The sequence below is a fragment of the Palleronia pelagia genome, assembly GCF_900110115.1.
In the GTDB taxonomy this organism is placed as follows: domain Bacteria; phylum Pseudomonadota; class Alphaproteobacteria; order Rhodobacterales; family Rhodobacteraceae; genus Palleronia; species Palleronia pelagia.
In genome coordinates, this window is the sequence record NZ_FOCM01000001.1 from 435801 (window position 1) to 449703 (window position 13903).

Genomic DNA, 13903 nt, shown 5'->3' on the forward strand with positions numbered 1-13903 from the left:
ATGAACCGGGGCCCTCACGCCCCGGTTTTTCTTTGGGAAGAGTGCATATGAGCGAGGCGATCACCATCGTGGGCGGCGGGATCGGCGGGCTGACCGCCGCAATCGCGCTGGCCCGCCGCGGATTCGCGCCGACGGTGATCGAGCGCGCGTCGCGGATCGCCGAGGTCGGCGCCGGCGTGCAGGTCAGCCCGAACGGCTTTGCCGTGCTGCGGGCTCTGGGCCATGGCGACGCGCTGGGTGCCGTGTCTGTCCCCAGCGAGGCCGTGGCGCTGATCGACGGTCCCAGCGGGCGGCCCATCGCGCGCATGGACCTGGCGGGGCGCGACTATCACATGGTGCACCGGGCCGCGCTGATCGACCTGCTGGCGGGCGCCGCGCGGGAGGCCGGTGTTGCGTTTCGGCTGGGCGAACGCGTCACCGGGGCCGAGGATGGGGTCGAGTGCCGGTTATCGTTCGGCGATCGCATGGAATCGCACCCGTTCGTCGTCGGCGCGGATGGTCTGAACTCGGTCCTTCGGGGCGCGCTGAACGGGACGGATGCGCCGTTCTTCACCGGGCAGGTGGCGTGGCGGGCCATCGTCCCGGCCATGGCGCCGCCGCGCGCGCAGGTCTTTCTGGGACCGGGCCGGCACCTCGTGGCCTATCCGCTGGGCCGTGGACGGCTGAACCTGGTCGCGGTCGAGGAACGGTCCGACTGGGCCGAGGAAGGCTGGCACATCCCTGGGGACCCTGACGCGCTGCGCCGCGCCTTCGCCGGGTTCGGCGGGCCGGTGCCGGACTGGCTGGCGCGGGTCGAGATCTGCCACCTGTGGGGTCTTTTCCGTCATCCCGTGGCGCCGCGCTGGCACGGGCGATCCATGGCGCTGCTGGGCGACGCGGCGCACCCGACGCTGCCGTTCCTGGCGCAGGGCGCGAACCTCGCGCTGGAGGATGCTTGGTGCCTGGCAGGGGCGCTGGCCGCGCCGGACCGCGCGGCAGCGTTGGCGGGCTACCAGAAGCAGCGCGCACCGCGGGTGACGCGCGCCATCGCCGCGGCAAACGCGAACGCCCGCAATTACCACCTGCGTGGCCCCGCGCGATTGGCCGCCCACGCGGCGCTGCGGGTGGCAGGGCGGGTGCCGGGCCTGCTGCTGGGCCGGTTCGACTGGCTCTACGGCCACGACGTGACCGCCGGGGCCTAGCCCTCCAGCGCCGCGATGATCCCGCCGAAATCGTCGGCCTTAAGCGACGCGCCGCCCACAAGGGCGCCGTCGACCTTGTCCACCGCGAAGATCTCGGCCGCGTTCGAGGGCTTGACCGACCCGCCATAGAGCAGGGCGATCGCGTCGCCCGCGTCTCCGAACCGTTCTTTCAGCCGGGCATTCATGTGCGCGTGGACCTCGGCGATCTGCTCGGTGGTGGGGACCTTGCCGGTGCCGATGGCCCAGACGGGCTCGTAGGCGATGACGACAGTGTCTCCGGTGGCGCCATCGGGCACAGACCCGGCCAGTTGGGTGTCGATCACGTCCAGCGTCCGGCCGCCTTCGCGTTCGTCCAGCGTCTCGCCCACGCAAACGATGGCGACCAGTCCCGCGCCGATTGCGGCCTCGGTCTTGGCGCGCACGTCCACGTCGGTTTCGCCGTGGTCGGCGCGGCGCTCGGAATGGCCGGTGATCACGTGGCTCGCGCCCGCGTCGCGCAGCATGCCGGCCGAGATGTCGCCGGTATGCGCGCCCTTCTCGGCGGCGTGGCAATCCTGCCCGCCGACGGCGATCTTGCCGCCCGCGCGTGCGACCATGGGCGCGATCAGCGTGGCGGGCGGGCAGATCAGCACCTCGCAGCCCGCGTCGCCATGGGCGGCGACCAGTGCATCGATCTGCGACAGCTCGGCGGTGGTGCCGTTCATTTTCCAGTTGCCGGCGGCAAGCTTGCGGCGATCGGCCATGGGGGATCCTTCCTGCTGTGGTTCCTGTCCGTTGCGCGAAAAGCTAGCGTGTTTGCGTGCGGGTCAAAAGACCACCATATGCAAAGCACCGCCCGAAGGAGTTCCGCATGATCCCCCGTATCGACGCTGCCCGCCTTATCGCCCCGGACGACCCGTCTCATGCCGCGCTGCTGCAGGACATGGCGCACGCAGCGACCGAGACAGGCTTCCTGACGGTTCATAATACGGCGCTGTCCGGGGATGATGTGCGCACGGTGATCGAGGCCTATCGGGCCTTCTTTCATCTGCCGGCCACCCGCAAGGCCCGGATCGACATGGCGGCGACAGGATCGAACCGGGGTTGGGGCGCGCCGGGGGCCGAGCGCGTGGATCCGAACGCGAACGCCGATTACAAGCAGGTTTTCGACATGGGGTTCGAGCTTGCGGCGGACGACCCGCTGGCGCGGCACGGGCTGAAATACTACGCGCCGAACCACTGGCCCGAGGATCTGCCGGGGTTTCGCGAAACGCTGGAGGCGTATTACGCGCAGTCCATGGGCGTGGCGCTGGATCTGTTGCGCGGGCTGGCGCGCAGCCTGCGCGCACCGCACGATTTCTTCGACGACAAGTTCGACCGGCCCATGGCGCTGTTGCGCGGGAATTTCTACCCCGAGCGGCCCGCCTGGGCGACCGCGAAGGATTTCGGGATCGGCACCCATACCGATTACGGCTGCCTGACACTGCTGGCCACCGACGGCACGCCGGGGCTGGAGGTGCGCAAGCGCGGTGGCGGCTGGATCCCGCTACAGGCGCCGCCGGGCGAGTTCATCGTCAACTTCGGCGAGATGCTGGAGATGTGGACCGGCGGGCGCGTTCGCGCCACGCCGCATCGGGTGGTGGGCACCGCGGCCGAGCGGATCTCGGTCCCGCTGTTCTTCAACCCGAACTACGACACCAACGTCGCGCCCATGGGCTCCGGCAAGACGGTGCTGGCGGGCGATCACCTGTCCCGCCGCTATGACGAGACGTATCTGCATTTGGCGAACGGAACGGGGTAGGGCGGTTCAGCCCTCGTCCCGCTCCTCGGCCACGATCTGGCGCATGGCGTCCAGCGGTACGTATCCGCGCACCATCTGGTCGCCGAAGACGAAGCTGGGCGTGCCCGAGATGCCCATGGTCTGCGCCAGGGCATAATTCTCGGCGATCTTGGCGTCGATCTCGGGCGTGCCCATGGCGCCCATGATGGCGGAACCGTCCAGCTCCAGCTCATCGGCCAGAGCGCCCAGGCTGTCGGCGGTGATTTCGCCGCGCATGGTCATCAGGGCATCGCTGACCTCGCCATAGGCCTCGCTGCCCGCGACCTCGAGCGTCGCCATGGCGAAGCGCGAGGCGAGGACCGACTGCTCGCCCAGGATCGGGAATTCCTTCACGATCAGGCGGATGTTGCCGTCGCTTTGCAGAAGCTCGGCCACCTCGGGATGGGCGCGCTTGCAGTAGCCGCAGCGGTAATCGAGAAACTCGACCACGGTCACGTCGCCCTCGGGATTGCCGCCGACCCAGTCGCCTTCGGCCCGGAACAGCGCATCGGCATTGTCGGCCACCAGCTGGTTGTCCTGCGCGGCCTGCGCCTCGGACTCCTGCGCCTCGAGCGCGGCGACCGCTTCCATGATGACCTGCGGGTTCTCCATCAGGTAGGCGCGGACCCGCTCGCCAAATTCGGCATCGCTCATCTGCTGGGCCAGCGCGCCCTGACCCAGGGCCAGCGCGGGGGCAAGGATGGCGGCGAGGGTGAGGGTCTTCATGGCATGGCTCCGGCGCTTGAAACTGTCGCGCGCATACTCGCAGATCGGGACGCCGGCGCAACCGGCCATGACCCCAATGTGAAAGGCCCGCGCGGCTTGACGCCACCTTGGCTTCGCGCCAGTCAGGCGGCGGAATTCCGAAAACAGGAGAAGCTTTCATGCGGGTGTCGAAACGCGGCGCGGTCGATCCATTCCTGGTCATGGACGTGATGGAGCGGGCCCGCGCACGCGAAGAGGCCGGCCACCGCGTCATCCACATGGAGGTAGGCCAGCCCGGCACCCCCGCGCCCGAAGGTGCCCGTGCGGCCCTAAGTGCCGCGATGGCGGCCGGGCCGCTGGGCTATACCGTCGGCCTGGGCCTGCCCGCGCTGCGCCAGCGGATCGCGCGCCACTATGGCGAGACCTACGATGTCGATCTCGACCCGGGCCGCGTGGTGGTGACGGCGGGCGCCTCGGGCGCGTTCATCCTGTCCTTCACCGCGCTGTTCGAGGCGGGCGACAAGGTGGCGCTGGGGCTGCCGGGATACCCGTCCTACCGCCAAATCCTGCGCGCGCTGAGCCTTGATCCGCTGGGTATCGAGACGCGGATGGAAGACCGCTTCCAGCCGGTGCCGGACCAGATCCCCGCGAAGGCCGACGGATTGATCGTGGCGAGCCCGGGCAACCCCACGGGCACCATGCTGGACCGTGCGGCTCTGGCCGCGCTGTTGGACGCCTGCGCCGCGCGCGATGTCGCTTTCATCTCGGACGAGATCTATCACGGGATCGACTACGACATGCGTCCGGTCTCGGCGCTGGAACTCACCAACGACGTGCACGTGGTCAATTCGTTCTCGAAGTATTTTTCGATGACGGGCTGGCGCGTGGGCTGGATGGTCGTCCCCGAGGAACACGTGCGGATCATCGAGCGTCTGGCCCAGAACCTGTTCATCTGCGCCCCCCATGCCAGCCAGGTGGCCGCGCTGGCCGCCTTCGACTGTCGGGACGAGCTGGACCGCAACCTATCGGTGTATGCAGCCAACCGGCAGCTGATGGTCGACGGCCTGCGCGCGGCGGGCTTCACCGCCTTCGCGCCGCCCGACGGCGCGTTCTACATCTACGCCGATGTGTCCGATCTGACCGATGACGCGCTGGCCCTGTCGGCCGAGATCCTCGACAAGGCCGGGGTCTCCGTGACGCCGGGGCTGGATTTCGATCCGGGGCGCGGGGGGCGGATGCTGCGCTTTTCCTACGCCGGATCCACCGAGGACATAACCGAGGGTCTGTCGCGCCTGAAGGCATGGCGGCACAATCGATAGGCGATTTCGTCTTCCCCCGACCCCAGCCTTCGCGTTAGGCTAGTGTCAGAGGGGCGCAAAGCCTCCGAAACAGGCGGATCGGGGCAACAGATGGTCATTGCACGGGCCTTTCGAACAGTTGTGGCGCTTGGCGCCCTCTCTCTCGCGATCGGGGCGGCCGTGCCGGCTGCGTCCTCCGAACCCGCGCAGCTGACCGCCCTGGCGCGGATCGACACAGAGACCAGCCGTATCGCCGATTTCGGCCCCGACCTGCAGTTCGAACTCGCGCTCAGCCAACCGGTGCCGTGGCGCGTCTTCACCCTGTCCGATCCCAGACGGCTCGTGGTCGATTTCGGCGAAGTCGATTTCACCGGCAGCGACCTGGCCGGGATCGTTGCGTCGGATTGTATCGCGGATCTGAGCCACGGGCGCATGCGTGACGGCTGGTCTCGGCTCGTCGTCACACTGGCCGAGCCCATGGCGATCGAAACGGCGGGCTTGGTCATTGCCGAAAGCACGGGTCGCGCGGTGTTGAAGCTGTCGCTGGCGCCCAGCACGGAGAAGGCGTTCGACGCCGCCGCCGGCGCGCCCGAGTCGGGCCTCTTCGCTTTGCCCGAGCCTGCCGCGATGGACGCGCCGCTCACCCGGCAGAAGGGGGACCGCCCATTGCGGGTGGTGCTCGATCCCGGACACGGCGGGATCGATCCGGGCGCCATGGCAGAGGGCCTGACCGAGGCCGACGTAATCCTGGGCATCGCCCACGAGCTTGGCGATGCGCTACGCGAGGCCGGACACGAGGTCACCCTGACGCGCGAGGACGACAGCTTCGTCTCGCTGGAGCGCCGGGTCAGCATTGCCCGTGCGGCCCGCGCCGACCTGTTCATGTCCTTGCACGCCGACGCCCTGACCGAGGGCCGCGCCTCGGGGGCCAGCGTCTACACGCTCAGCGACCGGGCTTCCGATGTGGCGTCGCAGAAGTTGGCCGAACGGCACGACCGCAGCGATCTCCTGGCCGGGCTGGACCTGCACAGCCACGACGACGAGGTCGCGCTGGTGCTCATGGACCTGGCCCGGCGGGACACCGCCCCGCGCAGCGACCGGCTGGCCGCGCGGCTGGTTGACGGGCTGGCAAGCTACACGGGCGACCTGCACAAACGGCCGCGTCTGCAGGCCGGGTTCTCGGTCCTCAAGGCGCCCGACATCCCCTCGGTGCTGGTCGAGCTAGGCTTTCTCAGCAGCGCACGGGACCGGGTGAACCTGACCGATCCCGAGTGGCGGGCGCAGGCCGTGGCAGGCATCGTGCATGCCGTCGATGCCTGGGCGGCCGAGGACGCGGTCGAGGCGCGCGGCCTGCGGCAATAGCCACTCTCCGGGCGCCGCGTTTCGTGAACCGGACGTCGCGTCAGTTCTTTTGATCTTTATCCCCGGCCAAGATAAGACGGGGCACCCGATGCCCACGAAGGCCCTCAGCCCATGATCCGTTTCATTCTGTCCATTTTCGGCGGTTTTTTCACCCTGGTGACCATGGGTGTGCTCGCCGTCGCGCTGACCATCGGCGCAGTGTTCTGGATGTACGGCGCGGACCTGCCCGACACCGATCAGCTGAGCCAGTACCAGCCCCCGACGATCAGCCGAATCTACTCCGGCGAGGGGCGGATCATCGACGAATTCGCCGAGGAGCGGCGCCTGTTCACGCCGGCTGGCGACATTCCCGACCTGGTGAAGCACGCCTTCATCTCGGCCGAGGACAAGAACTTCTACACCCACCAGGGCTATGATCCCCGCGGCATGGTCGCCGCGGCCATCGATGCGGCACGGGGTCAGGGCGTGCGCGGGGCGTCGACCATCACCCAGCAGGTGATGAAGAACTTCCTTCTGGGCGGCGAACGCAGCGCCGAGCGCAAGGTCAAGGAACTGATCCTTGCCAGTCGCATCGAGGACTCGCTGAGCAAGGAGAAGATTCTGGAACTTTACCTGAACGAGATCTTTCTCGGCCAGAACTCTTATGGCGTGACGGCTGCCGCGCAGAGCTATTTCAACAAGCCCCTGGCCGCGCTGCAGCCGGAAGAGGCCGCCTATCTCGCGGCGCTGCCCAAGGCGCCGTCGACCTATCACCCCGTCCGCGAGAAAGAGCGCGCGATCTCGCGCCGCAACTTCGTTTTGCGCGAGATGTTCGAGAACGGTTTCTTGGACGAGGACGATTACCGCGCCGCCCGGGTCGCGCCGTTGCAAACCGTGCAGAGCGGCGATTTCGACAGTTTCCGCTCCGAGATCCCGCCGCGCGACTACTTCACCGACGAGATCCGCCGCCAGCTGAGCCGCGACTACGGCGAGGGCGAGTTCCTGTCGGGCGGCCTGTCGGTTCGCGCCACCATCGACCGCGAGCTTCAGACCGTGGCCGCCCACAGCCTGCAGCGCGCGCTGGAGGATTACGACCGTTCCACCGGCCGCTGGCGCGGCACGGGCGAGACGATCGATCCGGCCGAACTGGACAACTGGGAAGAGGCGCTGGCCGGCACCGACGTGCCGCGCGACATCGACCTGGACAACCAGTGGTACCCGGCCGTCGTCCTGGACATCGCCGACCAGTCGCTGACCGTCGGCGTCGAGGGCGAGGGCGAGCAATCCGTCCCGCGCGACGATATCGCCTGGCTGCGCGGCGACTTCTTCGACAATTTCGAACGCGGCGACGTCGTCCATGTGCGCCGCATGACCAACGATAGCGACGGCAGCCTGATCCGCTGGAGCCTGCGCCAGGTTCCCGAGGTTCAGGGCGCCTTCATGGCGATGGACGTGGATACGGGCCGCGTGCTGGCGATGCAGGGCGGCTTCTCCTACCAGGACTCGGTCTTCAACCGCGCCACCCAGGCCACCCGGCAGCCGGGATCGAGCTTCAAGCCCTTCGTCTTCGCCGCGGCGCTGGATTCGGGCTTCTCGCCCGCGACGATTGTGGTGGACGCCCCGATCGAGATCAACACGCCGCAGGGCCTGTGGCGGCCCAAGAACTATTCCAACCGGTTCTACGGCCCCACGCCGCTGCGCACCGGGATCGAGCAGTCGCGCAACCTGATGACCGTGCGCCTTGCGCAGGAAGTCGGGATGGACGTGGTGGCGAGCTATGCCGAACGCTTCGGGGTCTACGACCGGATGGGCGGCTACCTGTCGGCATCGCTCGGGTCCGAGGAAACGACGCTCTACAAGATGGTGGCGGCCTACTCCATGTTCGCCAATGGCGGCGAGCGGGTGGAGCCTACGCTGGTCGACCGGGTGCAGGACCGCTACGGGCGCACCGTCTACCGTCACGACCAGCGCGAGTGCCTGGATTGCGACACCGCGCAGCTCGAGCCCGGATACGGGCCACGCATCGCGTCCGACCGCGAACGCGTCATGGACGCGATCACCGCCTATCAGCTGACATCCATGATGAAGGGCGTGGTCGAGCGCGGCACGGCGCGCGGCCGCGTCAACCTGAACGTGCCCGTCGCGGGCAAGACCGGCACCACCAACGACGCCAAGGACGTGTGGTTCGTGGGCTTCACGAGCAACATCGCCGCCGGCTGCTATATCGGCTTCGACCAGCCGCGCAGCCTTGGCAGCGGCGCCTCGGGTGGTGGCATGTGCGCGCCGGTCTTCGACCGCTTCATGCAGGAAGCCACGGCAAAATACGGTGGTGGTCCGTTCGACGTGCCGCCGGGCGGCCATTTCATCAAGATCGACCGGTTCACCGGCGCGCGCCTGTCGGACGGGGCCAGCGGCGACAACGTCGTGGCCGAGTATTTCCGCCTGGGCGAAGAGCCTGTCTTCGGCGTGGCCTTCGACGGCGGCTTCGCCATGGGCGCGAACCTTCCGCTGTTCGAAGAGGCGGCCGGCGGCGGCACGCAGCGCGTGCGCAATGCCGACGGCTCGACAGCGACAATTCCGCAGAAGAAGGCCACGTTCGGCACGCTCAGTTCCGGCGGGCTCTACTAGCCGGGACGTCCCGACGCGGGCCGTTGCGGGCGGGCGGCGGCGTTGCTATCTGGTGCGCTGACAGGAAAGGCACCCAATGCGCGCAGAAACCCAGAACACCGTCGACGCCATCGAGAAATCGCTGGACCTGCTGCGCCAGCGTATGGACTGGGAGACGGCGTCCTACAGGCTTGAGGAATTCAACGCGCGCGTCGAGGATCCGACCCTGTGGGACGATCCCGACAACGCCCAGAAGCTCATGCGCGAGCGGCAGGCACTGGTCGATGCCATGGACCGCTATAAGGCCATGGCGCAGGAGCTTTCGGACAATATCGAGCTGATCGAACTGGGCGAGATGGAAGACGATGCCGAGGTCGTGGCCGACGCCGAGAAGGCCCTGGCCCGCCTGAAGGACCGCGCCGCCGCCGCCGAGATCGAGGCGTTGCTGAACGGCGAGGCCGACGCCAACGATACCTTCCTAGAAATCAACGCGGGCGCGGGCGGGACCGAGTCCTGCGACTGGGCCTCGATGCTTGCGCGGATGTATGTCCGCTGGGCCGAGAAGAAGGGCTACAAGGTCGAGCTTCAGTCCGAATCCTCCGGAGACGAGGCGGGGATCAAGTCGGCCTCCTACAAGATCAGCGGCCACAACGCCTATGGCTGGCTCAAGTCCGAATCCGGCGTGCACCGTCTGGTGCGGATTTCGCCCTACGACAGCGCCGCGCGCCGCCACACCTCGTTCAGCTCGGTGTGGGTCTACCCGGTGGTCGACGACAATATCGAAATCGAGGTCAATCCGGCCGATATCCGGGTCGATACCTATCGCTCCTCGGGCGCGGGCGGCCAGCACGTGAACACCACCGACTCGGCCGTCCGGATCACCCACGAGCCCACGGGCATCGTCGTGACCAGTTCCGAGAAGTCGCAGCACCAGAACCGCGACATCGCCATGAAGGCCCTGAAATCGCGGCTCTACCAGATGGAGCTCGACCGGCGGACCGCCGATATCAACGCCGCGCACGAGGCCAAGGGCGATGCGGGCTGGGGCAACCAGATCCGATCCTACGTCCTGCAGCCCTACCAGATGGTGAAGGACTTGCGCACCAGCGTGGAAACTTCGGATACGCAGGGTGTGCTGAACGGCGATCTCGACCGGTTCATGGCGGCGACGCTGGCGCAAGACGTGTCCGGCAAGTCCCGCGCCGAGGCCAGCGCCGAGGACTGACGCCTCAGCGCAGCAGCAGCCCCAGAAGGTTGGCGTGATCGTCGGTCCATTCGCGGCCGCCGTCATCCAGCAGCGCCTGCCAGTCGGAGGCCGCCGTCGCCGACGCCAGCGTCCCTGGATCGCGGGCCAGTGCCACGACCGAGCTGGCATGGGCGTTCAACTCGTCCTCTTCGGGCCGGTCGTAGCGGTGCGCACCCGCCAGCCCCAGCGCGCTGGCCGAGCGGCCCAGCGGCACCGTCAGGTCGTAATAGCGGTTCGAGATGTGGTAGATCAGCAATCCGCCGGGATTCAGCCGGTCGAGGTAAAGCTGCATCGCCTCGGTCGTGGTCAGGTGCACCGGCACGGCGTCCGATGAATAGGCGTCGATCACCAACACGTCGTAGGTCTGGTCCTGCCGCTCCAGCACCATCCGCGCGTCGCCCAGGTGAACGGGCGCGTCGGGGGTGCAGTCCGACAGGTAGGTGAACAGGTCCGGGTCGGTGGCGATGCGGGCCACGACCGGGTCGATCTCGTAGTACTGCCAGTTCTGGCCCGGGGCGGCATGGCAGGCCATGGCGCCCACGCCCAGCCCCACGATCCCCACGTCCCGCGCGGCGCGGCCCACGGGCGAGGTCACGAGCTCGGCCAGCGGCAGGCCGGCGTGGTAATAGCTCAGCGGCGTGGGCTTGCCCGGCTCTTCCAGAATCTGCGCGCCGTGCAGCGTGGTGCCGTTGGTATAGCTGCGGGCGAACCCGTCTTCGTCGACCTTGTGCACGCCGAAGAAGCTGCGATCGCGGAAGACGGCGTCATCCGGCAGGCTTTGCATCGCGGGCCAGGTGAAGGCGGCCAGCGCCAGAAGCGCGGCGCCGATCCGCGCGCGAAGGGACAGCAGCAGCACGAGGGCCGTGACCAGCAGCAGAATCTTTGCGACCAGCTCGGGCTGGGGGGCAACGCGCGACAGTAAAAGAAGGGCGAACCCGGCCGCGGAGCCGAGGATCCAAGCCAGCACGGCACGGCGGCGGCGGATGGCGAAAGCCCGGGGGCTGAGCAGCAACGCGGCGGCCACGGCCAGCGTGACCGGCCCCTCGGCCAGCGTGTCGAACAGCGCGGGCGCGAGGACCGAGTTGAACAGCCCGCCCAGGGCGCCGCCCACCGACATGGCCAGGTAGAAGCCGGTCAGTCGCGCCCCCTCGGGCCGCGCCTCGTAGAGCCTGCGATGGGCGAAAAGTGCCACCGCGAAGAAGGCCGCCGCCATGGCGATGATCATGCCCAGCTTCTGGTGGCCGCCGGTCACGCCCAGGAACACGGCCCCCAGAAGGGCCAACGCCCCGATGGTGGCCAGCCGCAAGGCGGGCAGGGGCAGGATGGGCCTGGCGCGGAAGGTCAGCACGAAGGACAGCAGGTAAAGCGACAAAGGCACCGCCCAGACCAGCGGGATCGCCCCGATATCGGTACTGATCTTGGTGGTGACGGCCAGCATCAGCGACGAGGGCACGAAGGCGAGAACCAGCCACAGCCCGATGCGCCGCCAAGGCAAGGGGGCAGACGACACGCTAGCGACGCGCCGCCGGGCCTCGCCCCGCGCCATCAGCCCGGCGGCCAGCAACCCGGCGCCCAGAACGGCATAGCCCGCCGCGAACCCGGCGCCTATGCCGCTGGTGCCCCAGACCGGCTCGGCCACCAGCGGAAAGCCCAGCAGCGCGATCAGCGACCCGAGGTTCGACGCGCCGTAGAGGAAATAGGGATCGTCGGCGGCCGCGCCGCCCGACCGGGCGTACCACGCCTGGATCAGCGGCGCGTTGGCCGACAGGGCCGCGAAGGGCACACCCACACCCAGCGCGAACAGGGTCAACGTCTGCCACGCGGCGGGCTGTCCGGGCGTCCAGGTCCAGCCGTCGGGAATCGCCAGGGGCAGGAAGAACAGGCCCAGCCCCCAGACCCCCAGGTGCACCGCCACCTGCGCGCCCACCGGCAGGTAGCGCGTGATCAGGTGGGCATAGAGATACCCCGCCAGCAGCACTGTCTGGAAGAACAGCATCGCCGTGGTCCAGACCGCCGCCGCGCCGCCGATCTCGGGCAGAACGATCTTGGCGAAAAGCGGCTGCACGAAGAACAGCAGCCCCGCCGACAGGAAGATCGTGGCGGTGAAGACCACGGGCGCCACCCGGGTCAGGCCGGGGCGGTGGGACAAGGTGTCGGTCAGGGACATGGATTTGCGGCTCTTGGATGGCGTGTCGCGGCGACAATCCCCGGGCAATGCGCCGATTGTTGGGCGAGATGGCGGTCTTTCGGGCTTCAAAACCGTGACATCATCTGGTCCGCCGCCCGGACCGCGCCGTCCGGGATCAGCCGCGCGGCGAGGCTTTGTGCGACATCCGCCCGTCGGCGCATGTCCTTAAGATCTTCCACTGCCTTCGGGCCGTCCACCTGCCCGCGCAAGCGGTGTGCGACGCCCAGCCGCTCGGCCCGCGCAGCATTGTCCGGCTGGTCCGCGCCCAGTGGCAGGATCAGCTGCGGCACGCCCGCGTGCAGCGCCCGGCCCAGCGTGCCCATGCCGCCATGGTGCAGCACCACGCCCGCGCGCGCAAAAAGCGGCGCGTGGGGCGCGAAGGGTAAGGCGAGGATATCGTCCCCCCGCGGGGCATCGACCGGCCCGGACAGCAGGACCATCCGCATCCCGGCCGCGCGGCCCAATCGCACGGCCCGGTCCCAGAAGTCGCGCCCGGCCAGCCGGTGGGACACCGACCCCAGCGTGACCACGAAAGGCGGTGGCCCGGCATCGAGAAATTCCCGCAAGCCGACGGGCAGCGCGCCGTCATCCGGCAGCGCCGAGAACCCGGTGACCTCCACCGCCGCCGCGTCCTTTGGCGGCGTACCCAGCACGGGATCCCAAAGCCCCAGCCGCAGCGCCGGCTCGACCGCGTGGCCGAAGAACGGGACGGCGTTGGTTGGGGGCAGGCCCAGTTCCTTGCGCACCCGTGCCTGCGCCCGTCCGTGGCGGCGCCGCATTTCCAGGTCGACGATGCCCAGCCACGTCCTGTTCCAGCCCAAGGCCAGCCGACCCCCGGGGCGCGGGATCATGGGCGGCACGAATCCCCGCACGCGCGGCGGAGCCAGGGCCGAACGCATGAGCATCGGCTGCAACAGGATCGGCGCGTGCGGCACGCCCTCGCGTTCGGCCGCCAGCGGGGCCGCCATGGCCAGCGCGGTCCAGCCCACGGCCCGGCAGCCGCGCGCGTGTGGCTGCATCTCGCGCGCGAGGTCGGCCAGCATCGGGTAAGTCGCTTGCCGCAGGATCGGCGACGGGTCGCGGAACACCTGCCGGGCGATGGCGTCGCGGTCCATCCCCAGCCGCGCGGCCACGGTCGCGCTGTCCGGTCCGAAAGCGGTCGCCTCGATCCCCAGGCCCGCCGCCGTGTCCCGGTCGTCGGGGCCGAGAAGAAGGCGCACGGGCTGGCCGCGCGCCCGCAGCGCCCGGGCCAGCGCCAGCACCGGGAAGAGGTCGCCCAGGGAGCCAACCGTGCTGAGCAGGATCGGCGCCGTCATGCGGTGATGTCCATGGTGCCCCCGTGCGTTGGCCGGGCGCCGCTTGCGTCCCGGCCCGCGTCACCACATGCGGTGGCGGCGGGTCAGGGCAAGCCCGGGGATGTCCCACAGCACGCACTCGCACGGTCACCGGGACGCCGCGCGGATGCGCCGAAAGCGTGGCGACCCTTGATGGGGGTGCAAAAGAGGAAGGGCACCGCGACCTGCTGCCGCGATGCCCTTT

At 69.0% G+C, this 13903-nt stretch carries 10 protein-coding genes; 6 read left to right on the top strand and 4 right to left on the bottom strand.

The window, feature by feature from the left end:
- Positions 1-47: 47 nt before the first annotated feature.
- Positions 48-1181, top strand: a complete 1134-nt coding sequence (locus BMX96_RS02195) for an FAD-dependent monooxygenase (protein ID WP_091843804.1) — start codon at positions 48-50, stop codon at positions 1179-1181.
- Here BMX96_RS02195 and tpiA read toward each other — a convergent pair.
- Complete coding sequence (gene tpiA, locus BMX96_RS02200) at positions 1178-1924, bottom strand: triose-phosphate isomerase (RefSeq protein ID WP_091843806.1); 747 nt, start codon at positions 1922-1924, stop codon at positions 1178-1180. The genes BMX96_RS02195 and tpiA overlap by 4 nt on opposite strands.
- A gap of 107 nt (positions 1925-2031) precedes the next feature.
- On the opposite strand from tpiA, the gene BMX96_RS02205 reads away from it, so the two are divergent.
- The gene (locus BMX96_RS02205; RefSeq protein ID WP_091843809.1) at positions 2032-2961 is read left to right on the top strand and encodes an isopenicillin N synthase family dioxygenase; all 930 of its coding nucleotides are present in this window, start codon (positions 2032-2034) and stop codon (positions 2959-2961) included.
- 6 nt (positions 2962-2967) lie between these two features.
- On the opposite strand, the gene BMX96_RS02210 is transcribed toward BMX96_RS02205, so the two are convergent.
- Positions 2968-3705, bottom strand: coding sequence for a DsbA family protein (locus BMX96_RS02210; protein WP_091844381.1), 738 nt, complete (start codon positions 3703-3705; stop codon positions 2968-2970).
- A gap of 158 nt (positions 3706-3863) precedes the next feature.
- Here BMX96_RS02210 and BMX96_RS02215 point away from each other — a divergent pair, with 158 nt between their 5' ends.
- The 4 genes from BMX96_RS02215 to prfB all read left to right on the top strand — a co-directional run bounded on the left by BMX96_RS02215 (position 3864) and on the right by prfB (position 10155).
- The gene (locus tag BMX96_RS02215; protein ID WP_091843812.1) at positions 3864-5003 is read left to right on the top strand and encodes a pyridoxal phosphate-dependent aminotransferase; all 1140 of its coding nucleotides are present in this window, start codon (positions 3864-3866) and stop codon (positions 5001-5003) included.
- 159 nt (positions 5004-5162) lie between these two features.
- The gene (locus BMX96_RS02220) at positions 5163-6344 is read left to right on the top strand and encodes an N-acetylmuramoyl-L-alanine amidase (RefSeq protein ID WP_236736928.1); all 1182 of its coding nucleotides are present in this window, start codon (positions 5163-5165) and stop codon (positions 6342-6344) included.
- 111 nt (positions 6345-6455) lie between these two features.
- Positions 6456-8951, top strand: coding sequence for a penicillin-binding protein 1A (locus BMX96_RS02225; RefSeq protein WP_091843817.1), 2496 nt, complete (start codon positions 6456-6458; stop codon positions 8949-8951).
- 76 nt (positions 8952-9027) lie between these two features.
- On the top strand, positions 9028-10155 hold the full coding sequence (gene prfB, locus BMX96_RS02230) for a peptide chain release factor 2 (protein ID WP_091843820.1): 1128 nt from the start codon (positions 9028-9030) through the stop codon (positions 10153-10155).
- Positions 10156-10159: 4 nt separating this feature from the next.
- On the opposite strand, the gene BMX96_RS02235 is transcribed toward prfB, so the two are convergent.
- Positions 10160-12343 (bottom strand): spermidine synthase, encoded by a 2184-nt coding sequence (locus BMX96_RS02235; RefSeq protein WP_091843823.1) that lies wholly within the window; start codon positions 12341-12343, stop codon positions 10160-10162.
- 86 nt (positions 12344-12429) lie between these two features.
- Complete coding sequence (locus BMX96_RS02240) at positions 12430-13680, bottom strand: glycosyltransferase (RefSeq protein WP_091843826.1); 1251 nt, start codon at positions 13678-13680, stop codon at positions 12430-12432.
- Positions 13681-13903: the final 223 nt, after the last annotated feature.